The following is a 24,285-nucleotide window of genomic DNA, read 5'->3' as shown; positions in this document are numbered from 1 at the left end:
CATGGGAAAACTCCACGAACGCATAGACGGCCGCCTGCGCAAGTTCATCGAAGAGCAGCCGGTCTTCTTCACCGCGACCGCACCCCTGGCGGGTGACGGTCACGTCAACCTGTCCCCCAAGGGCCGTGCCGGGACCCTCGTCGTCATCGACGAACAGACGCTCGCCTACCTGGACTTCGGCGGCAGTGGCGCCGAGACCATCGCGCACGTCCGCGAGAACGGCCGGATCACCCTCATGTGGTGTGCGTTCAGCGGCCCGCCGAACATCGTGCGCATCCACGGCGAGGGCGAGGCGGTCTTCCGCGACGACCCGCGCTGGGCCGGGCTGATCGCACTGTTCGGCGAGGCCGACGGACCCGCGGCGCGGGCGATCATCCTCGTCCGCGCCTGCCGGATCGCCGATGTCTGCGGGTACGCCGTCCCCCTGATGGAGTACCAGGGCGAGCGCACCCTCCATTCGGAGTACTTCGGCCGCAAGACGGACGAGGAGTTCGCCGCGTACTGCGAGAAGAAGGAGTTCATCGGGACGAGCGTCGACGGCCTGCCTGCGCTGCCCCTGCCCCTTCCGCCCCGTACCGTCTGACATGTGCTGCGTACCGCTCTCGTCATCGGCGTGACCGTCCTCACCAGCCTGCTCCCGCAGGGCCCCGCGCCCCTGCCGTCCCGGCTCGCCGACACCGGCGGCGGCAGTCAGCTGATCATCGCCGTCGCGTCCGCGCCCGGATCCACCACCGGCCGGTTGACCTGGTGGGACCGGTGGTCCGGGGGCTGGCACGAGGCCGGGAGCGCGCCCGCCCGCTTCGGGTCGAACGGCCTCACCGAGGGCGCGACCCGTACGCAGGGCACCAGCACCACGCCGACAGGGCTGTACGCACTCCCGTACGCCTTCGGGATCCGGCGGGCGCCGGCCGGCACGGAGTACCGCTACCGGCGGGTGCGGGGCGACTCCTGGTGGTGCCAGGACAACGCCTCCGCGCACTACAACCGCTGGGTGGAGCCGCTGCCCGCGGACTGCGCGCCGGGCGAGGCCGAGCACCTGGTGACGTACGAGAAGCAGTACGCGCACGCCCTGCTCATCGCCTTCAACTACGAGCGGCCCGTACGCGGCCGGGGCGCCGGGATCTTCCTGCACGTCAACGGCAAGGGCGCGACGGCCGGTTGCGTGTCGGTGCCGGAGCGGGCCATGCGGGCGATCCTGCGCTGGGCGGACCCGCGCCGGCGCCCGCACATCGCGATCGGCACGGAGGAGGGCCCGCTCGCCGTCACCCGCTACTAGGTCCCGTGCCCTCGGGCTCGTCCTCGGGCTCGTCCTCGGGCTCGTCCTCGTCGGTGGCCCGGTATTCGTACGCGTCCTCCCACCAGACCTTGTCGTCCAGCCACTCGTCGTCCTCGTCGGCCTGGTCGGCTCCGCGCCACCTGTCGCGGTCACCGATGCTCCGCACCACGTGGCGCCGTTGGTCTTCGTCGAGGGCCGCGAGGGCCGGATGCGGCTCGGCGCGGATCCGGTCCCCCAGCGGGTCGCCGCACTCCGTCCGGGCCCGGACCGCCTTGCCGGCTCTTTCGGCGAACACCAGCGCCGCCAGGCCGAGGGCGGCCACCGCGGCGCACGCCCATTCCCGTACGCCGTGCGGACGCTCGGCCAGCAGCAGCACGCCCGCCAGGCACCAGAAGAACATCACCAGGACGATGCCCACGCAGCCGCAGCAGGCCAGCAGGCGGTTCCCCTCGCCGTCCGGCATCCGCGGGAGATCGGGCAGCAGGCCGTCCCGTTCGCTCCCGTACGCGCTGCGCCGCTCGGCGTACCCCTCGTCGCACCGGTCGATCCAGCCGATCGACACGGGCTCGGGATCGTGCCGGCGTACGGCTTCCAGCAGGGCGGCGGGCAGCGGGTGGGCGGGCGTCCGGGCGGGGTCGCGGCCCTCCTCGGTCAGGAACGCCGCTCCTTCCCCGTCGATCCGCAGGTACCCGCCGAGGACGAGTTCGGCGGCCGCCGCCTCGGTCGCCTTGTTGCGCAGCAGGGCGGCGTGGTACGGCTCGACGTCGAGGGCGGCGACGAGCCGGAGGATCTCGCGCCGGATCCGGGCCCGGCGCCGCCACCGCAGGCCGATGGGCCCGTACACGGCGGCGGTCACGACGGACACCGATAGGGCGAGGACGAGTTGGAGCACGCCCCGAGGTTATGTCGGCGGGCACCGGTCCGGCACCGGATTTCCGGCGCCCCGGACTTCCCCGCTCAGCTCTCCTTCTGCGCCAGCCGCAGGAGGTGATCGGCGAGGGCCTGGCCGCCCGCCGGGTCGCGGCTGATCAGCATCAGGGTGTCGTCGCCCGCGATCGTGCCGAGGATCGCGCGGAGTTCGGCCTGGTCGATCGCCGAGGCGAGGAACTGCGCCGCGCCCGGCGGGGTGCGCAGGACCACGAGGTTCGCGGAGGCCTCCGCCGAGATCAGCAGCTCCCCGGAGAGGCGCCGCATGCGCTCCTCCTTCGCGGACTCGCCGAGCGGGGCCTGCGGGGTGCGGAACCCGCCCTCGCTGGGCACCGCGTAGATCAGCTCGCCACCGGTGTTGCGGATCTTCACCGCGCCCAGCTCGTCGAGGTCGCGGGAGAGCGTCGCCTGGGTGACGCTCAGCCCGTCGTCGGCGAGCAGCTTGGCCAGCTGGCTCTGGGAGCGGACCGGCTGCCGGTTGAGGATGTCCACGATCCGGCGGTGGCGCGCGGTGCGGGTCTGCGGGACGGCCTGTCCGCCTTGCTCGTTGTCCTGCGGCTGGCTCATCGTCGTCTCATTCTCCGGATCCGTCCCCGTTGGCTGCGTCGAGGATGCCGGGCAGGGCCCGGAGGAACGCGTCCGCCTCGGCCTCGGTGAGTACGTACGGGGGCATGAGCCGTACGACGTCGGGGGCGGGCGCGTTGACCAGGAAGCCGGCATCCTGAGCCGCCTGCTGCACCTGGGGTGCGAGCGGCTCGGTCAGCACGATACCCAGCAGCAGGCCGGCGCCCCGGACGTGGGAGACCAGCGGGTGCCCCGAGGCCTCGATCCCGGCGCGCAGCCGCTCGCTCCGGGCCTTGACCTGGTCGAGCAGGCCCTCGGAGTCGATGGTGTCGATCACGGCGAGGCCGGCGGCGCAGGCGACCGGGTTCCCGCCGAAGGTGGTGCCGTGCTGGCCGGGCTGGAACAGGTCGGCCGCGGCGCCGAAGAGGGCCACCGCGCCGATCGGCAGACCGCCGCCCAGCCCCTTGGCGAGGGTGACGATGTCGGGCTCGACGTCCTCGTGGGCCTGGTGCTCGAACCACTGGCCGCACCGGCCGATGCCGGTCTGGACCTCGTCGAGGACGAGCAGGGTGCCGGTGGCGCGGGTGATCTCGCGGGCGGCCGTCAGGTACCCGGCCGGGGGCACGACCACGCCGTTCTCGCCCTGGATCGGCTCGATGACGACGAGCGCGGTCTCCTCGGTGACGGCGGCCCGCAGGGCCTCGACGTCGCCGAACGGGACGTGCGTGACGTCACCCGGCAGCGGCAGGAACGGGGCCTGCTTCGTCGGCTGGCCGGTGAGGGCGAGGGCGCCCATGGTCCGGCCGTGGAAGCCGCCGTCGGTGGCGACCATGTGGGTCCGCCCGGTCAGCCGGCCGATCTTGAAGGCGGCTTCGATCGACTCGGCCCCGGAGTTGCAGAAGAAGACCTTGCCGGGGCGGCCGAAGAGCTGCAGCAGCCGCTCGCCGAGCGCGACGACCGGCTCGGAGATGAAGAGGTTGGAGACGTGGCCGAGGGTGGAGACCTGCTCGGTCACGGCCGCCACGATCGCCGGGTGGGCGTGGCCCAGCGCGTTGACCGCGATGCCGCCGACGAAGTCGGTGTACTGCTTGCCGTCGGCGTCCCACACCTGGGCGCCCTCGCCGCGCACCAGGGCGACCGCGGGGGTTCCGTAGTTGTTGGTCAGCGCACCCTGCCAGCGCGTGCCGAATTCCTGGTTGCCGGTGCCCTTCGTCATTCCGCTCCCCCTGGCTGTTGTCCGGGCTGTGCGTCGGGCACGACCATCGTGCCGATGCCCGAGTCCGTGAAGATCTCCAGCAGGATCGAGTGCTGGACCCGCCCGTCGAGCACGCGGGCGGTGTTCACGCCGTTGCGCACGGCGTGCAGGCACCCCTCCATCTTGGGCACCATGCCGCTGGACAGCTCGGGCAGCAGCTTCTCCAGCTCGCTGACGGTGAGCTTGCTGATGACCTCGTCGCTGTTCGGCCAGTCCGCGTAGAGCCCCTCGACGTCGGTGAGGACCATCAACGTCTCGGCGCCCAGCGAGGCGGCGAGCGCCGCGGCCGCCGTGTCGGCGTTGACGTTGTAGACGTGGTGGTCGTCGGCGCTGCGCGCGATGGAGGAGATGACCGGGATCCGGCCGTCCGACAGCAGGGCCTCGATCGCGCCGGTGTCGATGGCGGTGATCTCGCCGACCCGCCCGATGTCGATGGTTTCGCCGCCGACCTGCGGGGTGTGCTTGGTCGCCGTGATGGTGTGGGCGTCCTCGCCGGTCATGCCGACGGCGAGCGGCCCGTGCTGGTTGAGCAGTCCGACCAGCTCGCGCTGGACCTGGCCCGCCAGGACCATCCGTACGACGTCCATGGCCTCCGGGGTCGTGACGCGCAGGCCGGCCTTGAACTCGCTGACCAGGCCCTGCTTGTCGAGCTGGGCGTTGATCTGGGGGCCGCCGCCGTGCACGACGACCGGCTTGAGGCCGGCCTGGCGCAGGAAGACCACGTCCTGGGCGAAGGCGGCCTTGAGGTCCTCGTCGATCATGGCGTTGCCGCCGAACTTGATGACGACGATCTTGCCGTTGTGGCGGGTGAGCCAGGGCAGGGCCTCGATGAGGATCTGCGCCTTGGGCAGGGCGGTGTGCTTGCGGGCGGTGCCGCCGGAGGTGCCGGGCTGGCCGGCCTTCTCGTCGCTCATGAGGAGTAGGCGCTGTTCTCGTGGACGTAGTCGGCGGTCAGGTCGTTGGCCCAGATGACGGCCGACTCGGCACCGGTGGACAGATCGGCGGTGATGCGGACCTCGCGGTCCTTCATCGAGACCAGGTCGCGGTCCTCGCCGACCGATCCGTTCTTGCAGACCCAGACGTCGTTGATGGCGACGTTGAGGCGGTCCGGGTCGAAGGCGGCCTGGGTGGTGCCGATCGCGGAGAGCACCCGGCCCCAGTTCGGGTCCTCGCCGTGGATGGCGCACTTGAGCAGGTTGTTCCGGGCGATGGACCGGCCGACCTCGACCGCGTCGTCCTCGCTGGCCGCGCCGATGACCTCGATGCGGATGTCCTTGCTGGCGCCCTCGGCGTCGCCGATCAGCTGGCGGGCCAGGTCGTCGCAGACCGTGCGCACGGCCTCCGCGAACTCCTCGTACACGGGCACCTGGCCGGATGCGCCGGAGGCGAGCAGCAGCACCGTGTCGTTGGTGGACATGCAGCCGTCGGAGTCGACCCGGTCGAAGGTGGTGCGGGTGGCGGCGCGCAGCGCCTTGTCGAGGGTGGCGCTGTCCAGGTCGGCGTCGGTGGTGAGGACGACGAGCATGGTGGCCAGGCCCGGGGCGAGCATGCCCGCGCCCTTGGCCATGCCGCCGACGGTCCAGCCGCCCTGGGAGACGGTGGCCGTCTTGTGCACGGTGTCGGTGGTCTTGATGGCGACGGCCGCGGCCTCGCCGCCGTCCTCGGACAGGGCGGCGGCCGCCGTCTCGATGCCGGGGAGCAGCTTGTCCATGGGGAGCAGGACGCCGATCAGGCCGGTGGACGCGACGGCGACCTCCCCGGCGTTGAACTCCGCGCCGGAACCGAGCCCGTTCAGGACGTCGGCGACTTTCTCGGCGGTGGCGTGGGTGTCCTGGAAGCCCTTGGGGCCGGTGCAGGCGTTGGCGCCGCCGGAGTTGAGGACGACCGCGCTGACGGCGGCGCCGCGCAGGACCTGCTCGGACCAGTGCACGGGGGCGGCCTTGACGCGGTTGGAGGTGAAGACGCCCGCGGCGGCGAGACGCGGACCGTTGTTGACCACGAGGGCCAGGTCCGGGTTGCCGTTGGCCTTGATCCCGGCGGCGATGCCCGCTGCCGTGAATCCCTGTGCAGCCGTAACGCTCACGGCGCGACTCCAATCGTGGAAAGCCCGAGCTGCTCGGGGAGCCCGAGGGCGATGTTCATGCTCTGCACCGCGCCGCCGGCGGTGCCCTTGGTCAGGTTGTCGATGGCGCTGACGGCGATGATCCGCTGGGCGGCCGCGTCGTAGGCGACCTGGACGTGGACGGCGTTGGAGCCGTGGACGGACTTGGTGGACGGCATCCGGCCCTCGGGCAGCAGGTGCACGAAGGGCTCGTCGGCGTACGCCTTCTCGTAGGCGGCGCGGAGCGATTCGGCGGTGGTGCCGGGGAGGGCCTTGGCCGAGCAGGTGGCGAGGATGCCGCGCGCCATGGGCACGAGGGTCGGCGTGAAGGAGACGGAGACGCGCTGCCCGGCGAGCGGGCTCAGGTTCTGCACCATCTCGGGGGTGTGCCGGTGGCCGCCGCCGACGCCGTACGGGGTCACCGATCCCATCACCTCGGCGCCGAGCAGGTGCGGCTTGAGGGCCTTGCCCGCGCCGGAGGTTCCGGTGGCGGCGACGATCACGGCCTCGGGCTCGGCGAGCTGCGCCTGGTAGGCGGGGAAGAGTGCGAGGGAGACGGCGGTGGGGAAGCAGCCGGGGACGGCGATGCGCTTGGTTCCCTCCAGCGCGGCGCGGCCGCCCGGCAGTTCGGGGAGCCCGTAGGGCCAGGTCCCGGCGTGCGGAGCGCCGTAGAAGGCGTCCCAGTCGGCGGAGTCCTTCAGCCGGTGGTCGGCGCCCATGTCGACGACGAGGACGTCCTCGCCGAGCTCGGCGGCGACGGCGGCGGACTGGCCGTGCGGGAGTGCGAGGAAGACGACGTCGTGGCCGGCGAGGGCCTGCGGGGTGGTCGCCTCCAGGGTGCGCCCGGCGAGCGGCACGAGGTGCGGCTGCAGGGAGCCGAGGAGCTGTCCGGCGTTGGAGTTGCCGGTCAGCGCGCCGATCTCCACTTCGGGGTGCGAGAGCAGGAGGCGCAGGACTTCTCCACCCGCGTACCCGCTCGCTCCGGCCACCGCTACACGTACCACCATCGGACCCTCCTCATCGATGGCATGACTATACGTACGTCCGCACGTTTATGCAATGTTTTGGATCTCGGCGGGAGGGATGGACGGGAGGATCCGGCGCCTGCGGCGCCCTAGGGAAGATGTCTAGCAGGAAAGGCCCCGTTCCGGCGGCGATTCCGTCATCGCGTCAGTCGGCAGCGCCCGGCCGCCCGAGAGGCCGTCCCGTCGACGAGACGGTGCCCGACCCGTGCGTTCGGCTCCACGTGGACCGCGTAAACGGGGGTCTCGATCGCGTTTACGCCGGGGCCTGCAGGGAGAGGTACCAGCGCCCCGACCAGCCCGTCAGGGTGAGCGTGGACAGCGGCCGGACGTCCACGTGCCAGTAGGTCAGCGGGGGCGCCTGCAGCGCGTAGACCAGGGCCGCCCGGACCACCGAGGGCTCGGCCACCGCAACGATCTCGCCGCCGTCGTCGGCGGGACGGGTGTCGAGCCAGCCGCCGATCCGGGAGATGAAGGCGAGCAGGGACTCGCCTCCGTGCGGGGCGGCCCGCGGATCGGCGAGCCACAGGTCCACCGCCCCGGGCTCGCGGGCGGTCACCTCGGCCAGGGTCAGCCCCCGCCAGCGGCCCATGTCGCACTCGCGCAGCGCGGGCTGCGCGAGGGGCGCGTACCCGAGGGCGTCGCCCGTGGCCCGGCTGCGCGGGGTCGGAGAGCAGTAGCGCAGCTCGGCCGAGCCCAGGGGCACGAGGCCCCGGGCGGCGGACTCCACCGACCGCCAGCCCGCTCCGTCCAGCGGTCGGTCGTCATCGAAGCGCTCGGTGAGCAGCGAGGAACTACGGGCTGCGGCAACCAGCGAAACCCGAACATGCATGCGGTGATGGTGAGCCGCGAACGGCCGGGGGTCAAGCTTTCCGGAATGAGGCCCTCGGCGGCGCCGCACGCGTCCTAGCCGCCCAGGCCCGCCCGCAGCCGCTGGACCGCCTCCACCAGTTCCCCCGGCCCCGACACCCCGGCAAAGCTCAGCCGGACGTACGGGCCGGGCGGTTCGGCGCAGAAGTACGGGCGGCCGGGGGCCACCGCCACCCCGGCGCGCAGGGCCGCCGCCGCGAAGGCCGCGTCGTCGCCGCCGTCGGCCATCCGGACCCACAACTGGTATCCGCCCGAAGGCAGGTGCGGCAGCGTCAGCCCGGGCAGTTCGCGCCGCAGGGCCCCCGCGAGCACGTCCCGCCGGTGCCGCAGCTCGGCCGCCACGGTGCGCAGGTGGCGCGGCCAGGCGGGCGCGCCGACCAGTTCGAGGGCGGCCTCCTGGAGCGGCCGGGGAACGAAGAAGCTGTCCACGACCTGGATGGCGCGCAGCCGGTCCACGACCGGGCCCCGGGCGGCGAGCGCGCCCACCCGCAGGCTGGGCGAGGTGGCCTTGGTCAGGGACCGGACGTGCACGACCACCCCGTCGTGGTCCTCGGCGGCCAGCGTCGCGGGCAGCGGACCGGCGTCGTCGTGGCCCAGGGCGCGGGCGTAGTCGTCCTCCACCACGAAGGCCCCGGCGGCCCGCGCGATCCTCAGCACCTCGGCCCGCCGCGCGGGAGCCAGTACCGCCCCCGTCGGGTTCTGGAACAGCGGCTGGCATACGAACACCCGCGCCCCGGTCGCTTCGAAGGCGGCGGCCAGCAGCTCCGGCCGCACCCCCTCGGCGTCCACCGGGACGGGCACGGGCCGGCATCCGGAGGCGCGGGCGATGGCCAGCAGTCCGGGATAGGTCGGGGACTCCACCAGGATCGGCGCGCCGGGCGGGGCCAGCGCCCGCAGGGCGGTGGTCAGTGCGCTCTGCCCGCCCGCGGTGATCAGTACGTCGGCGGCCGCGACGGCCCCGCCGATCTCGCGGGCGAACCAGTCGCGGAGCTCGGGCAGCCCCTCCATGGGCGGCCGGTCCCAGGCCCCGGGGCGCCGCCCGGCCCGGGCGAGCGCGGCGGCCATGGCCCGCTCGGGCTGGATGGAGGCGTGCAGGTAGCCGCTGTTGAGCCCGATCACCCCGGTCGGCGGTGCGGCCAGACAGGCCAGCACCCCGGAGGCGTCCACCGAGCGCGGCACGATCTCGCCGGAAGCCTCCGCGCTGAGGGCGACCTCCTGCCAGGAGGTGTCCCCGGGCGCGGCGGGCGCCGTGCGGGGGGAGGCGCGGAAGACGCCGGCGCCGGGCCGGGTGACGACGAGGCCCTCGGCGGCGAGCTGCGCCAGGGCCCGGGAGACTGTGACGGGGCTGACCCGGTAGCGCTCGACCAGGGCCCGGCTCGACGGGAGCTTCCCACCCACCGAGTAGCGGTTCAACTCCGACCGCAGAGATTCCGCCAGCTCTGCCACACTGCTACGCTCATACATGACAGCACAGAATAGCGCTACTCTCCCGAAGCCGATAGCGGTCAAGAGTCCGGTGGGCCGGGGCACCGCCCTCGCCTCGCTCGGCGTCCTCGCCTTCTCGCTGACCTTCCCCGCCACCGCCTGGGGTCTGGAGAGCTTCGGCCCGTGGTCCCTCGTCGCCCTGCGCAGCGTGCTCGCCGCCGTCATCGCCGGAGCCTTCCTGCTGGCCCGCCGGGTCCCGCTGCCCGCCCGCGAGCACTGGGCCGGTCTCGCCGTGGTCGCCGCCGGGGTGGTCGTCGGCTTCCCCCTGCTGACCACCCTCGCGCTGACGACCTCCACCACCTCGCACGCCGCCGTCGTGGTCGGCCTGCTGCCGCTCACCACCGCGGCACTGTCCGCCCTGCGCACCGGCACCCGCCCCTCGCGCACCTTCTGGGCCGCGGCCGTCGCCGGGGCCGCGGTCGTCATGGGCTTCACGCTGGCGCAGAGCGGCGGCGCCCTCTCGGCCGGCGACGCCTACCTCTTCGCCGCCCTGCTGGTCTGCGCCGCCGGGTACACCGAGGGCGGGCGCCTCGCGCGGACCCTGCCCGGCTGGCAGGTGATCGGCTGGGCGCTGGTCCTGTGCCTGCCGCTCACCCTGGCCGGGTCCGCGCTCGGGCTCGCGTACGAGCCGGTCCACCTCAGTGCACACGGACTGGCCGGCCTGCTCTGGGCGGCGGCCGGCTCCACCTTCCTGGGCCTGTACGTCTGGTACCGGGGCATGGCCGAGATCGGCGCGCCGCGGGCGAGCCAGCTCCAGCTCGCCCAGCCGCTGCTGACCCTGGTCTGGTCGGTGGCGCTGCTGGGCGAGCACCTCACCCCCGCCGCACCGGCCGCCGCCTGCGCGGTCCTCGTCTGCATCGCGGTGACTCAACGGGTCAAATAGCCCCGGAACGACCTAAACTGCTAGCACCGGATCGGACCGCCACCGAGGAGGTCAGTTATGCGCGCGACCGAGGGCGACCAGCTGGTGCAGCACGGCAGGATCGTCGGACAGCACGACAAGGTGGGCGAGATCACCCAGGTGCTGGGCGAGAACGGAACCCCCCCGTACCGGGTCCGCTTCCAGGACGGGCACGAGGCCCTGATGGCCCCCGGGCCCGACTGCGTGGTCCGTCACCCCGTAGAACCCGAACACTGAATCAGCGCGGGGGCGCCGCCGAGCCGTAGTGCTCGGCGACCACCCGGGCCATCGCTCCATTGGGGTCCGCGGCCACCTGCTTCGCCGAGAAGTAGACGTGGCCGCGGACTTCCGGGTGTCCGGCGGCGAGCCGTACGTGCTTCGACAGCTCCCCCGGATCGCGCCAGGCCGCGGTCGTGCTGTCCGCGTCGCAGCGGTAGAGCCCCTCCCCCACGTACAGGTCCACGCCCGTGCCCGCGACGGTCCGCGCCCACCAGGGGACGATGTCGGCGTAGTCGGCGGTCGGATGGCCGATGTGCCAGTACGCCTGCGGCACGATGTAGTCGATCCAGCCCTCCCGGACCCACTTGCGGGTGTCCGCGTACAGGTCGTCGTACGTTCCCAGGCCCGCCCGCGTCGGGGAGCCGAGCGGGTCGCGGTCGGAGTTGCGCCAGACCGCGAAGGGGCTGATGCCGAACCGGACCGCCGGGCGCAGCGCCCGCAGCCGCGCGGACATCTCCTGGACCAGGGTGTCGGTGTTGTGGCGGCGCCAGGCGGCGCGGGAGGGGAAGGCGCCCCCGTGTTCCTCGTACGCCTCGTCGTCGTCGAAGTACTCGCCGTCGGCCGGGTAGGGGTAGAAGTAGTCGTCCCAGTGCACCGCGTCCACCGGGTAGCGGGTGATGGCGTCGAACATGGCGTCCTGGACGAAGCGCCGCACCTCGGGCAGGCCGGGGTTGTAGTAGAGCTTGCCGCCGTACTCCACGGTCCAGCCCGGATTGCGCCGGGCCGGGTGGGCGGGCGCCAGCCGGTCGGGGTCGGTGTGGTTGGCCACCCGGTACGGGTTGAACCAGGCGTGCAGCTCCAGCCCGCGGGCGTGCGCCTCGGCGACGGCCGTGCCCAGCGGGTCCCAGCCGGGATCGACCCCCTGCTCCCCGGTCAGCCACTGCGACCAGGGCTCCAGCTTCGAGGGCCAGAACGCGTCGGCCGCCGGCCGGACCTGGAGGACCACGGCATTGAGCCGTCGCGCGACCGCCGCATCGAGGAGCCGGAGCAGTTCCGTACGCTGCCGTGCGGCGGAGAGCCCGCTCTCGGAGGGCCAGTCCACGTTGGACACGGAGGCGATCCACATCCCCCTGAAATCGGCGGCGGCTGCCCGTGCGGAAGGCCCGGAGGAGGTCCGCCGCGCCGCCGCGGCGGCCGGTCCGGACGTGGCGGCCGCGATCACCCCCGCGGCTCCGGCCAGCAGCGCCCGTCGACCGATGTACGTCATGTGACGTCTCCGTTTCACTGAGTGACATTGCACGATGTCCGCTCAGCATGCCCGCCCCGGCCCGCCGCCCGGCGCAAGGTCGGGAGTAACGTCGGGGGGCGTGGCGGGCGCCGGAATCGTACGGGGGACCCGCCGACGGAGAGCTGCGAAAGGCACGAAGTGACTGACCTCCCTTCCGACATCACACGAGTCGGCGTAGTGGGCTGTGGCCAGATGGGCGCGGGTATCGCCGAGGTGTGCGCCCGCAGTGGCCTTGAGGTCAAGGTCGCCGAGACCACCGGCGAAGCCCTGGAGATCGGCCGGACCCGGCTTCACAACTCCCTGACCAAGGCCGCCGAACGCGGCAAGATCACGGAGGAGGAGCGCGACGCCGCCCTCGCCCGCCTCACCTTCACCACCGACCTCGGCGAGTTCGCCGACCGTGACCTCGTCATCGAGGCGGTCGTCGAGAACGAGCAGGTCAAGACGGAGATCTTCCAGGTCCTCGACCAGGTGATCACCCGCCCGGACGCGATCCTGGCCTCCAACACCTCCTCGATCCCGCTGGTCAAGCTGGCCGTCGCGACCTCGCGGCCCGACCAGGTCATCGGCATCCACTTCTTCAACCCGGCGCCGGTGCAGAAGCTCGTCGAGCTGATCCCCGCGCTGACCACGGGCGAGGAGACCGTCAAGCGGGCCGAGGCCCTGGTGCGGAACGTGCTGGGCAAGCACGCGGTCCGCGCCCAGGACCGCTCGGGCTTCGTCGTCAACGCGCTCCTCGTCCCGTACCTGCTCTCCGCGATCCGGATGTTCGAGTCCGGCATCGCGAGCCGCGAGGACATCGACAACGGCATGGAGCTGGGCTGCGCCCACCCGATGGGCCCGCTCAAGCTGTCGGACCTGATCGGCCTGGACACCATCGCCTCGATCGCCGACTCGATGTACGCCGAGTACAAGGAGCCGCTGTACGCCGCTCCCCCGCTGCTCCAGCGGATGGTCGACGCGGGCCGCCTGGGCCGCAAGACGGGCGCGGGCTTCTACCCGTACAGCTGACCCCGTACGGCCGATCCGGTACCCGGCCGTTCCCGTACGGCCGGTCCCTGCGGCGATCCCTGTGGTGATCCCTGCGGCTGATGCCTACGGCTGGCCGAGCCGCAGGTGGTGCAGCAGGAGCAGCCCGGCCGCCATGTTGGCGGCCGGGATCTCCCCGCGCGCGATCATGTCCGGCACGAGTTTGAGCGGGACCCATTCCCGGCGCGAGGACTCGAAGTCGTCCTCGGGATGGCCGATGTAGGTGGCTCCGTCCGCCCAGTAGAGGTGGTGGCGGGCGTCGGTCAGCCCGTTGGACGGCTCGACGGTCATCAGGTGGTGGAGCGGGCCGGGCCGCCAGCCCGACTCCTCCTCCATCTCCCGCGCCGCCGCGACCGCGATGTCCTCGCCGTCCTCAACCACCCCGGCGGGCAGTTCCCAGCCCCAGCTGTCGGTGATGAAGCGGTGCCGCCAGAGCAGCAGCACCTCGTTGGCCTCGTTGACGGCCGTGGCCACCGCGACCGGACGCAGCCGGATCACGAAGTGGTCCAGGTGCCGGCCGTCGGGAAGTTCCACATCGGCGAGGTTCACGTCGAACCAGCGGTTCTTGTACACGGTCTGCTCACTCAGGTTCATCCACTGCACGGCTGTGCCACCTTCCGTTCGAGTAGGTGGCAAACATGGCAGCAGCTGACCCGTCACAGCGGAACGCGCAGCGCCCCGTCGATGAGCTGTGCGGTCTGGGCCGCGTCCGGACAACCGCTGGTCAGCAGCTGTTCGCGGACCGTCCGCAGCCGGTCGCGCAGCCTCAGCGACTCCATCCCCCTGGCCCGCTCGGCCATTTCCGCCGCGGACGCCGCGGCCCGGTCCGCCTCGCCCTGGCACAGCTGGATCTCGCACAGCATCGCCAGCCGGTGCACCCGGCCGCGGTCGTGGGCCGGGGTGTCGACGGCGGCGGCCGCCTGCATCCGGGCCGCCTCCAGATCCCCCAGGCTGAGCAGCGCCTCGGCGACCTGGACGTTGACGAGCCCCGGCTGCACGTAGCCGGTCTCGTCGGGTTCGGTGCCCGGGTGGATCCGCTCGGCGGCGGCCTCGGCGTTGCGGATGCAGGCCAGCGCGGCCTGGGTGTCGCCGAGTTGGGCGTACGCCTTGGCCTGCATCGCGTACAGGTCGGCGGCCAGCGCCGGAGTGGTGTGCGGGCCGGCGGCGCGCAGCGCGGCCTCGGCGAAGGCGACGGCCTGGCGGTACTCGCGCAGGTGCAGGGACTGGTTGACGATCAGCGCGATCACGTACGCCCCGAGCCCCCGGTCCCCGGACGCCTTGGCCAGGCGCAGCGCCTGGTGGAAGTAGCGCTGGGCGAGCCCGTGGGCGTCCGAGTCGTACGCGCAGATCCCCGCCACCGCCACGAGGGACCCGGTAGCCCGGTGCAGCTGGCGGCCGAGGCCGTCGGAGTAACTGCCGCGCAGCATGGGTGCCGTCTCGCTGCCTAGGAAGCGGACGATCCGGTCCCGGGTGGCCACCCCGCCGGCCCGGCGGTACATCAGCTCGTAGTGCGCGCGGGCGGCCTTCAGGATCTCGATGTGCTCGGGACCGATCCGGTTCGGCCCCTCGCGGGAGACGTCCGCGTCCTCGGGCGGGTTCTCCCACTCCCAGACCGGGATGACGGCGGGCGTCCCGGTGACCGCCTCGGCGGCGAGCAGCTGGGGCCGGGCCTGGCCGTCGGACCGCCACAGGGCGGCGGCCCGGTCCACGAACCCGCTCAGCGGGGAGGCGTGCAGGGAGACGGGCCGGTCGGCCGCCCCGAGCCCGATGTCGTCCAGCCCGACGGAGCGCCGCAGCCGGCCGCCGAGCACCTCGCAGATCAGGTCGGGGACCTGGCCCCTGGGCCGCTGGCCCTTCAGCCACCGGGCCACGGCGGTGTGTTCGTAGCGGAGGGCGAGTCCGCGGGTGCGGCCTGCCTGGTTCACGTAGGCGGCGAGTCCGGCATGGGACATGCCCGCCTCGGCGAGGAGGGCGTCGAGCAGGACATTGGGCTGCATGGGCCGCTCCAAGGGCTCGTCGGTCTCAGGCTAGTGGGTGCGCGGTTCACACGGGGTGTGAACCGTGTACGCGCATAAATGCGATGCGCACTCTGCCGCACGGGCCCCCGTGGGCGCTTCACTTAAGGGCCTCGCCAAGAGGCGGCTCGGGTCGTCCGCTCCCCCTCGTACAGTGCGACGACCCGCACCGCGCCGCCCGTCCTGCTGTCTGCCCGACACTCCACGGCAGGCGGGCGGCGTGTTCCGGCTCCGCCGGCGCCCGGTTGGTCGCCGGGCCCCGGCGGAGCCGGCCCCCCGGCCCCCCGGCAGCCGGCCGGTCAGGACCGGTCGTTGCGGAGCACCAGCAGGGCGACATCGTCGGCGAGTCGCCCGCCGGTGTGCCGGAGCAGGGCCGCGTGCACGCCCGCGACCAGCCGCGCGGGCGTTCGCGGTGCCGGGGTCTCTGCGAGGACGCTCCGCAGGGGGAAGAACACGCCGACGGCGTTCCGGGCCTCCTCGGCGCCGTCGGTGTGCAGGAACAGGGTCTCCCCGGGCCGCAGTTCCCGCACGGGGTGCGGCTCGGCTCCCACCGGCAGGGGCACCACCCCGAGCGGGGGCAGGGTCTCACCGTCCAGAGCCTGCACGTCCGCTTTCCCGGGCTCCGCCCGGACCCGGTCCTCAAACGCCGGACGGGCTGGAAAATCCAGCCCAGGGCGCATGCGGTACGGCCAGGGGTGGCCGCAGTTCAGGGCCAGGAGGGTGCCGTCCGGGGCGATCTGGAGGAGCAGGACCGTCACGAACTCCTCCGCCGAGGGCGACTCCGGCTCACCGGTGCAGGCGGCCGGATGCTCCGCGCGCGCCCGGTCGCGCAGGTGCCGGCCGAGCGCCCGCTCCATCCGCCGCAGGACGCCGCCCAGCGACACCTCGTCGTACGCCGCTTCGCGGAAGGCCCCGAGCACGGCCGCCGCCGCCCCGAGCGCCGGCAGCCCGTGCCCCCGTACGTCCCCGATCACCACCCGCACGCCGTACGCCGTCGGCACGGCCTCGTACAGGTCCCCGCCCACCGCCGCGCCCCGGCTCGCCGAGAGCTGCGCCGCGGCCAGCGTCAGGCCGTCGATCCGCCCCGGCAGCGGCCGCAGCAGCGCCCGCTGCGCGGCGCCCGCGATCTCCTGCGAGCGGCGCAGTTCGCTCAGCAGCCCGCGCCGGATGTGCAGGGCGCACCCGGTGGCCAGCAGCAGGAAGGCCGCACAGGTCGCCAGGCTCGGCACCAGTCGCCCCGGGGTGGCCAGCTCCCAGGACACCGCGGCGCCGCCCCAGGCCACGACGCACACCCGGCGCAGCTGGGGCATCTCCCCGCGCGTGATCATCCGTAGGCTCCCCTCCGGCCGGATCGATTGTGTCGACCGACCGGTGCCCCGGACACGGGCCTCCGCTCTTCTCACCCGAACGAGTGAGGGCGCATCCGGTGGTCCGGATGCGCCCTCAACTGGCCTTACGTGGTGCGGCTACGCGGTGCGGCTACGCGCCCCGGAGCACCGCCCCGGTCCGCTCGCCCGCCAGCGCCACCGCCGCGTCGCGCGCGGCCGTGGACTCCTCGGCGGTCAGCGTCCGGTCGGCCGCGCGGAAGCGCAGCGCGTACGCCAGGGACTTCTTGCCCTCGCCGACCTGCTCACCGGTGAACACGTCGAACAGCCGGAGCGACTCCAGGAGTTCGCCCGCGCCCTTGCGCAGGGCGGCCTCCACCGAGGACGCCGGGACCGACGCGTCCACAATCAGCGCGACGTCCTGGGTCGCCACCGGGAAGGTGGAGATCCGGGGCGCATGCAGGGCCTCGCCGCCGACCGCCGCGAGGCGGTCCAGGTCGAGCTCCATGGCACTGGTGCGGGCCGGCAGGCCCATCGCCTTGACCACGCGCGGGTGCAGCTCGCCGGCGTGGCCGATGACCTGCTCGACGCCGTCGATGGTGACGACGAGCTCGGCGCAGCGGCCCGGGTGCCAGGGGCCGTACTGGCCCTGGCGGACGACGAGCTCCGCGCCGGCCTCGACGGCCAGCGAGCGGGCGGCCTGGACCGCGTCCGCCCAGTCGGCCGGGCGGCCCTTGCCCCACCAGCCGGCCTGCTCGCGCGCACCGGCGAGCACGACCGCGGCGTACCGCGGCTGCGCGGGCAGGGCCGCGTTCAGGGTGGCGATCTCCTCGTCCGTGGGACGCCGGTCCACGGGCAGCCGTACGGCGACGCCCGGCTGCGCGGCGGCCCGGAAGACCGAACCGGTCTCGAAGAGCGCGAGGTCGTGGCTGCCCCGGCTGTCGTTGCGGCGCAGTGCGCCGAGCAGACCCGGCAGCAGCGTGGTGCGCAGCGCCGGCTCCTCGTCGGAGATCGGGTTGACGAGCTTGACCACCTGGCGGGTGGCGTCGTGCGCCGGGAGCTGGAGCTGGTCGAAGACGCCCTCGCCGATGAAGGGGTAGCTCAGCGCCTCGACGTAGCCCGCGCCGGCCAGCGCGCGGCCGACCCGGCGGTGCAGCTGCTGCCGGGCGGTCAGACCGCGGCCGGAGGGCACCTGCGGGAGGGTCGACGGGAGGTTCCCGTAGCCCTCGAGCCGGATGACCTCTTCGGCGAGGTCGTTGGGCGCGGCGAGGTCGGGCCGCCACGAGGGGACGGTGACGACGAGCTCGTCCTGGCCGTAGACGTCGCAGCCGATCTCCTGGAGGCGGCGCACGACGGTCTCGCGGCCGTACTCCATGCCCGCCACCCGGTCCGGGTGGTCCGCGGGCATGGCGATGGTGCGCGGCGCGCCCGGGGCGAGGACCTCGGTGACGCCCGCCTCGGCGGTGCCGCCCGCGAGCAGCACGAGCAGGTCGACGGTCCGCTGCGCGGCCGCGGCGGCGGCCTGCGGGTCGACGCCCCGCTCGAAGCGCTTGGAGGCCTCGGAGGAGAGCTTCATGCGGCGGGCGGTGCGGGAGATCGACACGGAGTCGAAGTGCGCGGCCTCGATGACGACGTCCGTGGTCCCCGTGACCTGTCCGGTCTCGGGGTCGGTGACGGAGTCGGCGATCTCGGTGTTGGCGCCGCCCATGACACCGGCGAGCCCGATCGGGCCGCTGTTGTCGGTGATCACCAGGTCCTCGGCGTCGAGCGTGCGCTTGACCCCGTCGAGGGTGGTGAACTTCTCGCCCTGCTCGGCACGGCGGACGCCGATGGTGCCGTCGATGCTGGAGCGGTCGTAGGCGTGCAGCGGCTGGCCGAGCTCGAGCATCACGTAGTTGGTGATGTCGACGGCGAGCGAGATCGGGCGCATGCCCGCCTTCTGCAGGCGGCGGGTCAGCCAGATCGGGGAGCGCGCGTCGGGGTCGAGGCCGGTCACCGTGCGGGCGGTGAAGCGGTCGCAGCCGGCCGGGTCGTCGATCTTGACGGGGTAGCCGTACGAGTTCGGCTGGGGCACGTCGAGCAGCGCCGGGTCGCGCAGCGGCAGGCCGTAGGCGGTGGCGGCCTCGCGGGCGACACCGCGCATGGACATGCAGTAGCCGCGGTCCGGGGTGATGTCGATGTCGAGGACCTCGTCGACGAGCTGGAGCAGCTCGATCGCGTCGGTGCCGACCTCGTGCTCGTGCGGCAGCACGATGATGCCGTGGGTGCCGTCGTCGCCCATGCCCAGCTCGTCGCCGGAGCAGATCATGCCGTGCGAAGTGCGGCCGTACGTCTTGCGCGAGGCGATCGCGAAGTCGCCGGGCAGCACCGCGCCGGGCAGGACCACGACGACCTTGTCGCCGACGGAGAAGTTCCGGGCGCCGCAGACGATCTCCTGCGGTTCGCCGGTGCCGTTGGCCTGGCCGACGTCGACCGTGCAGAAGCGGATCGGCTTGCGGAAGCCCTCGAGCTCCTCGATGGTCAGCACCTGGCCGACGACGAGCGGGCCCTTGAGCCCGCCGCCGAGCTGCTCGACGGTTTCGACCTCGAGGCCGGCGTCGACCAGCTTGGCGGCCACGTCACGACCGGTCTCGCCCGCGGGCAGGTCGACGTACTCCCGCAGCCAGGAAAGCGGGACGCGCATCAGATCTCACTCCCGAACGGCCGGGTGAAGCGAACGTCACCCTCGACCATGTCTCGCATGTCTTCAACGTTGTGACGGAACATCAGCATCCGCTCGATGCCGAACCCGAAGGCGAACCCGCTGTACTTCTCGGGGTCCACACCGCAGGCGACGAGCACCTTGGGGTTGACCATGCCGCAGCCGCCGAGCTCGATCCAGCCCTCGCTGGAGCAGGTGCGGCACGGGCGGTCGGGGTTGCCCACCGACTCGCCGCGGCACACGTAGCACTGCATGTCCATTTCGGCGGACGGCTCGGTGAAGGGGAAGAAGTGCGGACGCAGGCGCGTGGTGGTGCCCTCGCCGAACAGCTCCTGGACCATGTGGTCCATGGTGCCCTTGAGGTCCGCCATGGTCAGGCCCTCGTCCACGGCGAGCAGCTCGACCTGGTGGAAGACCGGGGTGTGCGTCGCGTCGAGCTCGTCGGTGCGGTACACCCGGCCCGGGCAGACGATGTAGACGGGGGGCTTGCGCTCCAGCAGCGAGCGCGCCTGCACCGGGGAGGTGTGGGTGCGCAGGACGACACCGGACTCGTCGCCTTCGGTGCCCTCGGGGCCCCGGACGAAGAAGGTGTCCTGCATCTGGCGCGCCGGGTGGTCGGGCGTGAAGTTGAGGGCGTCGAAGTTGAACCACTCCGCCTCGACCTCGGGCCCCTCGGCGACCTCGTACCCCATGGCCACGAAGATGTCCGCGATGCGGTCCATCAGCGTGGTCAGGGGGTGCCGGGCGCCGGCGGGGACGCGGTCGTAGGGCAGCGTGACGTCCACGGCCTCCTCGACCAGCACCCGCTCGTCGCGCTCGGCTTCGAGCTCGACCGTGCGGGCCCCGAAGGCCTTGTTCACGGCGCCGCGGGCCTGGCCCACGCGCTTGCCCGCCTCGGCCTTGGCCTGCGGGGGCAGCGCGCCGATCTCGCGGTTGGCGAGCGCCAGGGGCGAGCGGTCGCCCATGTGCGCGGTCTTCGCCTCACGCAGCGCGTCGAGGTCGCCGGCGGACGCGAAGGCGGCGAGCGCCTCGTCCCGCATGCGCTCGATCTCTTCCGGTTTCAGTGCCTCGACCTCGACAGGGTCGTACGACTTGTTCGGTGCCGACATCTCTTCCCGTACTTCCGATGGCTGGCTGGTGGGTCCCCGTACGGCACGATCAGACCGATCGACACAGAGACACAAGGGTGCCAAAGGACGAGTCTAAAGGTCGCTGGGGGTGAAGGAGCCCGTGGGCCGTCTGGCGAGATGCTCAGCAGGGCTACTGCGTGAGGTACGCCGGGGCGCTCACGGGCAGGATAAATCGGAACTCGGCGCCGCCGCCGGGGCCGCGGCCGACCGTGATGGTGCCGCCGTGGGCCTCCACGATGCCCTTGACGATGTAGAGGCCCAGGCCGGTGCCGCCGCGCTTGCTCCCCCGCCAGAAGCGGGTGAAGACGCGGCCCATCGACTCCTCGGGGATCCCGGGGCCTTCGTCGGACACGGTGACGGCGGTTCCCTTCTCATGCGGCGATACCCCGATGGTGACCGTTCCCTCTCCGTGGCGCACCGCATTTTCGAGGAGGTTGCCGAGGATCTGGTCGATCTTGTCCGGATCGGCCCACAGATCGGGGAGCGGACGGCTGACGCTCACGAGGAACCGCTCGGGGGCCTGGCCGTTCGCCGTGAGCGCCTGTACGTGGCGGCCGACGGCGGTGGCGATGTCGACGGGCTGGCGACGCACCTCCAGGCGGCCGGAGTCGATGCGGGAGATGTCGAGGAGTTCGGCGATGAGCCTGGTGACGCGGTTGGCATCGGCGTCGACGGTCTCCAGCATCAGCCGCTTCTGGTCGTCGGTGAACCGCTCCCACTTGGCGAGCAGGGTGGCGGTGAACCCCTTGACCGAGGTCAGCGGGGAGCGCAGCTCGTGGGCGACGGTGGCGATCAGCTCGGCGTGGCTGCGCTCGGTACGGCGGCGGGCCTCGGTGCCCCGCAGGGTGACCACGAGGCGCCGCAGGGGGCCGGTGGGGTGGGTGCGGACGTAGCTGGCGGAGACCAGCACCTCGCGGCCGCCGGGGAGCAGCAGGTTCCGCTCGGGCTGTCCGCGGCGGGTGGCGAGGCCCCCGTAGGGGTCGGTCATCGCCCACCAGCGGCGGCCTTCGAGGTCCTCCAGCGGGAGCGCCCGGTCGATGCGCGTGCCGAGGGCCTGGGCGGGGTCGGTGGCGGTCATCCGGGCGGCGGCCCGGTTGAAGCAGATGACGCGCCCGGTGTGGTCGGCGACGACGAGCCCGTCGGGGAGGCTGTCGGGGTCGATCCCGAAGCCGAGCCCCTCACCGGGGGCGGACCCCGGGGGTACGGCGTCGGCGCGGGTGCCGTGGACGGAGTCCGCGGGCCCGCCCGCACGGGCGCCGGCCGGAGCCTGCGGCGGAACGCCGGCCAGGCCGTCGACCTGCGGCGGGACCTGGGCGGGGCCGGGTGCGGCCGGCACCGGTGTGCCGGCCGTCGTGCCGGCCCCCGGTGAGCTGTTCGTACCGACGGTCATGTCCCCGTACCCCACATCTCCGAGTAGCGCAGTGGGCCCCCGGGCCGCCACATTACTAGCTGGGGGTCACGGAGCGGCACCCTCCGGGCGCCCGCTGTGCACGCGCGGACGCGTAGAGACACACGGCGGCGGCCGTCGCGAGGTTCAGGCTCTCCGCCTTTCCGTGGATCGGGACCCGCACCACGGCGTCCGCCAGGGCCCTGGTCTCCTCCGGCAGGCCCCAGGCCTCGTTGCCGAAGACCCAGGCGGAGGGCCCGCCCATGGTGCCCGCGTCCAGCTCGGCGTCGAGGTCGTCCTCGCCCGCTCCGTCGGCCGCGAGGATCCGTACGCCGGCCGCCCGGAAGCCCTCGACGGCCTGCTCCACCGGGACGCCGACCGCGACCGGCAGGTGGAAGAGGGAGCCCACGGAGGCCCGTACGGACTTGGGGTTGTAGAGGTCCACGGAGGCGTCGGTCAGCACCACCGCGTCGGCGCCGGCGGCGTCGGCGCAGCGCAGCACCGTACCGGCGTTGCCGGGGTCGCGGACGTGCGCGAGGACGGCGACGAGCTTGGGGCCGGACGCCAGGATCTCCTCGAACGGGGAGTCCAGGAAGTGGCAGACGCCGACGAGGCCCTGCGGGGTGACGGTCTGCGAGACCTCGGCGAGCACCTCGTCGGAGGCGTAGTGCACGCGGGCACCCGCGTCCAGGGCGGCGGCGATGATCTCGGTGTAGCGCTCGGCCGCCTCGACGGTGGCGAACAGCTCGATCAGGGTCGACGCGCCGGTGGGCCCGCGGTGCTCGACGGCCTCGCGGACCGCCTGCGGGCCCTCGGCGATGAACCGGCGCTCCTTGGTGCGGAAGTTGCGCCGCGCCAGTCGCCTGGCGGCGGCCACCCGCGGGGATCGGGGGGAGATCAGCTCGGCGGGGGTACCCATGGTCTCAGCGGTTCTCTCTCGGGGTTCCGATGCGCGCGGGGCGCGGGGAAGCGGGGGCGCGGGGGCGAGGGCCGGCCGCGGGTGCGAGGACGCCGCGGGCAGGAGGGGCGCGGGCGCGGCGGTGCGCGGAACGTACGGGCCTCGCGGTGCTCGCAGGGCTCGCGGGCTCTCGGGCTCTCGGGCTCTCGGGCTCTCGGGCTCTCGGGACGAAAGCACACGGACCCGCAGGCGAATGCCTGCGGGTCCGTGGGGGCCGGCCGCGTGAAGCTGGGCCGGCTAGCCCTTAGGCAGCGGCCTTGGGGGCGTTGACGTCGGCCGGAAGCGCCTTCTGCGCGACCTCGACCAGCGCGGCGAACGCGTTGGCGTCGTTGACGGCCAGCTCGGCGAGGATCTTGCGGTCCACCTCGATGTTGGCGGCCTTCAGACCCTGGATGAGGCGGTTGTACGTCATGCCGTTCTGGCGGGCAGCAGCGTTGATGCGCTGGATCCACAGCTGACGGAAGTCGCCCTTGCGCTTCTTGCGGTCGTTGAAGTTGTAGACCAGCGAGTGGGTGACCTGCTCCTTGGCCTTGCGGTACAGGCGCGAACGCTGACCGCGGTAGCCGGAGGCCGCCTCGAGGATTGCCCGGCGCTTCTTGTGGGCGTTTACTGCCCGCTTGACGCGTGCCACTTTTTAACTCCTTGTAGCGGGGCCGTGGGTGTCTTCACACGGCCCGAATTCGATGGGGTCCCGGTCTTGACGTCCCGCTCCCGGCAGGGGGAGCGGAGGACATCAGATGCCGAGAAGCTTCTTGATCTTCGCGGCGTCGCCGGGGGCCATCTCCGCGTTGCCGGTGAGGCGGCGGGTGACACGGGACGACTTGTGCTCGAGCAGGTGGCGCTTGCCGGCGCGCTCGCGGAGCACCTTGCCGGAGCCGGTGACCTTGAAGCGCTTCTTGGTACCGCTGTGCGTCTTGTTCTTCGGCATGGCGCCGTTATCTCCTCGTCGGTGGCGCTCCCACCGGTCCGTTGCGGGACCGGCTCACGGGAGCGTCATGTTGTGTCGGTGATCCGAGACGGGCTGTCTCGGGATCAGGCCTCGGCGTTCGTCCCGTCGGCGGGGGCCTCGGTGACGTCGGCGGAGGCGACCTCGGTGGTGTCCTCGACCTCGACGGCGGCTTCCTCGGAAGCAGCCTCGTCGTCGGTGTGGGCGACACCCTGGCGCTCGGCCTTGCGGGCGGCCTGCGCCTCGCGGGCTTCGGCCATCGCCTCGGTCTTCTTCTTGTGCGGACCGAGGACCATGATCATGTTTCGGCCGTCCTGCTTCGGGTTCGACTCGATGAACCCGAGGTCCTCGACGTCGGCCGCGAGGCGCTGCAGCAGTCGGAAGCCGAGTTCCGGCCTGGACTGCTCGCGACCACGGAACATGATCGTGATCTTGACCTTGTCGCCCTGCTTGAGGAACCGAACGACGTGACCCTTCTTGGTGTCATAGTCGTGCGGGTCGATCTTCGGCCGGAGCTTCATTTCCTTGATGACCGTGTGCGCCTGGTTCTTGCGCGCCTCACGGGCCTTCATGGCCGACTCGTACTTGAACTTGCCGTAGTCCATGAGCTTGCAGACCGGCGGGCGTGCGGACGCCGCGACCTCGACCAGGTCGAGGTCGTACTCCTGCGCGAGCTCAAGCGCCTTGGCAAGCGGCACGATGCCGACCTGCTCGCCGCTGGGACCGACAAGCCGTACCTCGGGAACGCGAATCCGGTCGTTGATGCGGGGCTCGGTGCTGATGGATCCTCCTCGGTAGCACCACACGACTGCCTGGCAGACAGCCGCTGACGTGTATTTCCGTCAGACCGACCACAGCGGGAAACCAAAAAAGCCCCGCCGGGCAC

At 72.7% G+C, this 24,285-nt stretch carries 24 protein-coding genes; 5 read left to right on the top strand and 19 right to left on the bottom strand.

The window, feature by feature from the left end; genetic code table 11:
- Position 1 precedes the first annotated feature (1 nt).
- Together RIU97_RS31920 and RIU97_RS31915 are read left to right on the top strand one after the other, a co-directional pair.
- A complete protein-coding gene (locus RIU97_RS31920) occupies positions 2–583 on the top strand; it encodes a pyridoxamine 5'-phosphate oxidase family protein (protein ID WP_404961009.1) in 582 nt (193 codons plus the stop codon).
- Between the two features lie 6 nt (positions 584–589).
- Positions 590–1,276, top strand: a complete 687-nt coding sequence (locus RIU97_RS31915) for a L,D-transpeptidase (protein ID WP_404963026.1) — start codon at positions 590–592, stop codon at positions 1,274–1,276.
- Here RIU97_RS31915 and RIU97_RS31910 read toward each other — a convergent pair.
- From RIU97_RS31910 to RIU97_RS31875, 8 genes are all read right to left on the bottom strand, one after another.
- The gene (locus tag RIU97_RS31910) at positions 1,263–2,168 is read right to left on the bottom strand and encodes a hypothetical protein (RefSeq protein ID WP_404961008.1); all 906 of its coding nucleotides are present in this window, start codon (positions 2,166–2,168) and stop codon (positions 1,263–1,265) included. The genes RIU97_RS31915 and RIU97_RS31910 overlap by 14 nt on opposite strands.
- A gap of 65 nt (positions 2,169–2,233) precedes the next feature.
- Entirely contained in the window at positions 2,234–2,770 is a 537-nt protein-coding gene (locus RIU97_RS31905; RefSeq protein ID WP_383572968.1) for an arginine repressor, read from the bottom strand.
- Between the two features lie 7 nt (positions 2,771–2,777).
- The gene (locus RIU97_RS31900; RefSeq protein ID WP_404961007.1) at positions 2,778–3,983 is read right to left on the bottom strand and encodes an acetylornithine transaminase; all 1,206 of its coding nucleotides are present in this window, start codon (positions 3,981–3,983) and stop codon (positions 2,778–2,780) included.
- A complete protein-coding gene (gene argB, locus RIU97_RS31895) occupies positions 3,980–4,936 on the bottom strand; it encodes an acetylglutamate kinase (RefSeq protein WP_404961006.1) in 957 nt (318 codons plus the stop codon). Before argB ends, RIU97_RS31900 begins: the two co-directional genes overlap by 4 nt.
- The gene (argJ, locus tag RIU97_RS31890) at positions 4,933–6,105 is read right to left on the bottom strand and encodes a bifunctional glutamate N-acetyltransferase/amino-acid acetyltransferase ArgJ (protein WP_404961005.1); all 1,173 of its coding nucleotides are present in this window, start codon (positions 6,103–6,105) and stop codon (positions 4,933–4,935) included. Before argJ ends, argB begins: the two co-directional genes overlap by 4 nt.
- On the bottom strand, positions 6,102–7,130 hold the full coding sequence (gene argC, locus RIU97_RS31885; RefSeq protein ID WP_404961004.1) for an N-acetyl-gamma-glutamyl-phosphate reductase: 1,029 nt from the start codon (positions 7,128–7,130) through the stop codon (positions 6,102–6,104). The genes argJ and argC overlap by 4 nt, the downstream gene beginning before the upstream one ends.
- Positions 7,131–7,401: 271 nt before the next feature.
- Entirely contained in the window at positions 7,402–7,977 is a 576-nt protein-coding gene (locus RIU97_RS31880) for a histidine phosphatase family protein (protein ID WP_404961003.1), read from the bottom strand.
- 74 nt (positions 7,978–8,051) lie between these two features.
- The gene (locus tag RIU97_RS31875) at positions 8,052–9,479 is read right to left on the bottom strand and encodes a PLP-dependent aminotransferase family protein (RefSeq protein ID WP_404961002.1); all 1,428 of its coding nucleotides are present in this window, start codon (positions 9,477–9,479) and stop codon (positions 8,052–8,054) included.
- Here RIU97_RS31875 and RIU97_RS31870 point away from each other — a divergent pair.
- Together RIU97_RS31870 and RIU97_RS31865 are read left to right on the top strand one after the other, a co-directional pair.
- Positions 9,478–10,383, top strand: coding sequence for a DMT family transporter (locus RIU97_RS31870; RefSeq protein ID WP_404961001.1), 906 nt, complete (start codon positions 9,478–9,480; stop codon positions 10,381–10,383). The two genes, RIU97_RS31875 and RIU97_RS31870, sit on opposite strands and share 2 nt — an antisense overlap.
- A gap of 57 nt (positions 10,384–10,440) precedes the next feature.
- A complete protein-coding gene (locus RIU97_RS31865; protein ID WP_327412978.1) occupies positions 10,441–10,638 on the top strand; it encodes a DUF1918 domain-containing protein in 198 nt (65 codons plus the stop codon).
- A gap of 1 nt (position 10,639) precedes the next feature.
- On the opposite strand, the gene RIU97_RS31860 is transcribed toward RIU97_RS31865, so the two are convergent.
- On the bottom strand, positions 10,640–11,887 hold the full coding sequence (locus tag RIU97_RS31860; protein ID WP_404961000.1) for a glycoside hydrolase family 10 protein: 1,248 nt from the start codon (positions 11,885–11,887) through the stop codon (positions 10,640–10,642).
- Between the two features lie 159 nt (positions 11,888–12,046).
- Between RIU97_RS31860 and RIU97_RS31855 the strand changes: the two genes are divergently transcribed.
- Positions 12,047–12,919 (top strand): 3-hydroxybutyryl-CoA dehydrogenase, encoded by an 873-nt coding sequence (locus RIU97_RS31855; RefSeq protein WP_404960999.1) that lies wholly within the window; start codon positions 12,047–12,049, stop codon positions 12,917–12,919.
- An 84-nt stretch (positions 12,920–13,003) separates the two neighbouring features.
- Here the strand turns inward: RIU97_RS31855 and RIU97_RS31850 are convergent, their stop codons facing one another.
- The 10 genes from RIU97_RS31850 to infC all read right to left on the bottom strand — a co-directional run bounded on the left by RIU97_RS31850 (position 13,004) and on the right by infC (position 24,205).
- Positions 13,004–13,531 carry an NUDIX hydrolase gene (locus RIU97_RS31850; protein ID WP_404963025.1) on the bottom strand — a complete coding sequence of 176 codons (528 nt, stop codon included), beginning with the start codon at positions 13,529–13,531 and terminating at the stop codon, positions 13,004–13,006.
- Positions 13,532–13,593: 62 nt separating this feature from the next.
- Positions 13,594–14,934, bottom strand: coding sequence for a transcriptional regulator (locus tag RIU97_RS31845; protein WP_404960998.1), 1,341 nt, complete (start codon positions 14,932–14,934; stop codon positions 13,594–13,596).
- A 317-nt stretch (positions 14,935–15,251) separates the two neighbouring features.
- Complete coding sequence (locus RIU97_RS31840) at positions 15,252–16,280, bottom strand: PP2C family protein-serine/threonine phosphatase (RefSeq protein ID WP_404960997.1); 1,029 nt, start codon at positions 16,278–16,280, stop codon at positions 15,252–15,254.
- 151 nt (positions 16,281–16,431) lie between these two features.
- Entirely contained in the window at positions 16,432–18,960 is a 2,529-nt protein-coding gene (pheT, locus tag RIU97_RS31835) for a phenylalanine--tRNA ligase subunit beta (protein ID WP_404960996.1), read from the bottom strand.
- The gene (gene pheS / locus RIU97_RS31830; protein WP_030706150.1) at positions 18,960–20,087 is read right to left on the bottom strand and encodes a phenylalanine--tRNA ligase subunit alpha; all 1,128 of its coding nucleotides are present in this window, start codon (positions 20,085–20,087) and stop codon (positions 18,960–18,962) included. The genes pheT and pheS overlap by 1 nt, the downstream gene beginning before the upstream one ends.
- 151 nt (positions 20,088–20,238) lie before the next feature.
- Complete coding sequence (locus RIU97_RS31825) at positions 20,239–21,498, bottom strand: ATP-binding protein (protein WP_404960995.1); 1,260 nt, start codon at positions 21,496–21,498, stop codon at positions 20,239–20,241.
- Between the two features lie 55 nt (positions 21,499–21,553).
- Positions 21,554–22,414, bottom strand: coding sequence for a TrmH family RNA methyltransferase (locus RIU97_RS31820; protein WP_404960994.1), 861 nt, complete (start codon positions 22,412–22,414; stop codon positions 21,554–21,556).
- A 283-nt stretch (positions 22,415–22,697) separates the two neighbouring features.
- The gene (gene rplT, locus RIU97_RS31815) at positions 22,698–23,084 is read right to left on the bottom strand and encodes a 50S ribosomal protein L20 (protein ID WP_007263143.1); all 387 of its coding nucleotides are present in this window, start codon (positions 23,082–23,084) and stop codon (positions 22,698–22,700) included.
- 102 nt (positions 23,085–23,186) lie between these two features.
- The gene (gene rpmI / locus RIU97_RS31810; RefSeq protein WP_030012385.1) at positions 23,187–23,381 is read right to left on the bottom strand and encodes a 50S ribosomal protein L35; all 195 of its coding nucleotides are present in this window, start codon (positions 23,379–23,381) and stop codon (positions 23,187–23,189) included.
- A gap of 104 nt (positions 23,382–23,485) precedes the next feature.
- Positions 23,486–24,205, bottom strand: a complete 720-nt coding sequence (infC, locus tag RIU97_RS31805) for a translation initiation factor IF-3 (RefSeq protein WP_404960993.1) — start codon at positions 24,203–24,205, stop codon at positions 23,486–23,488.
- Positions 24,206–24,285: the final 80 nt, after the last annotated feature.

This window comes from Streptomyces sp. 147326, assembly GCF_045000215.1.
Classification (GTDB): domain Bacteria; phylum Actinomycetota; class Actinomycetes; order Streptomycetales; family Streptomycetaceae; genus Streptomyces.
The sequence above is the reverse complement of the archived record's forward strand: the minus strand, read 5'-3'. Positions and strand labels throughout refer to the sequence as shown.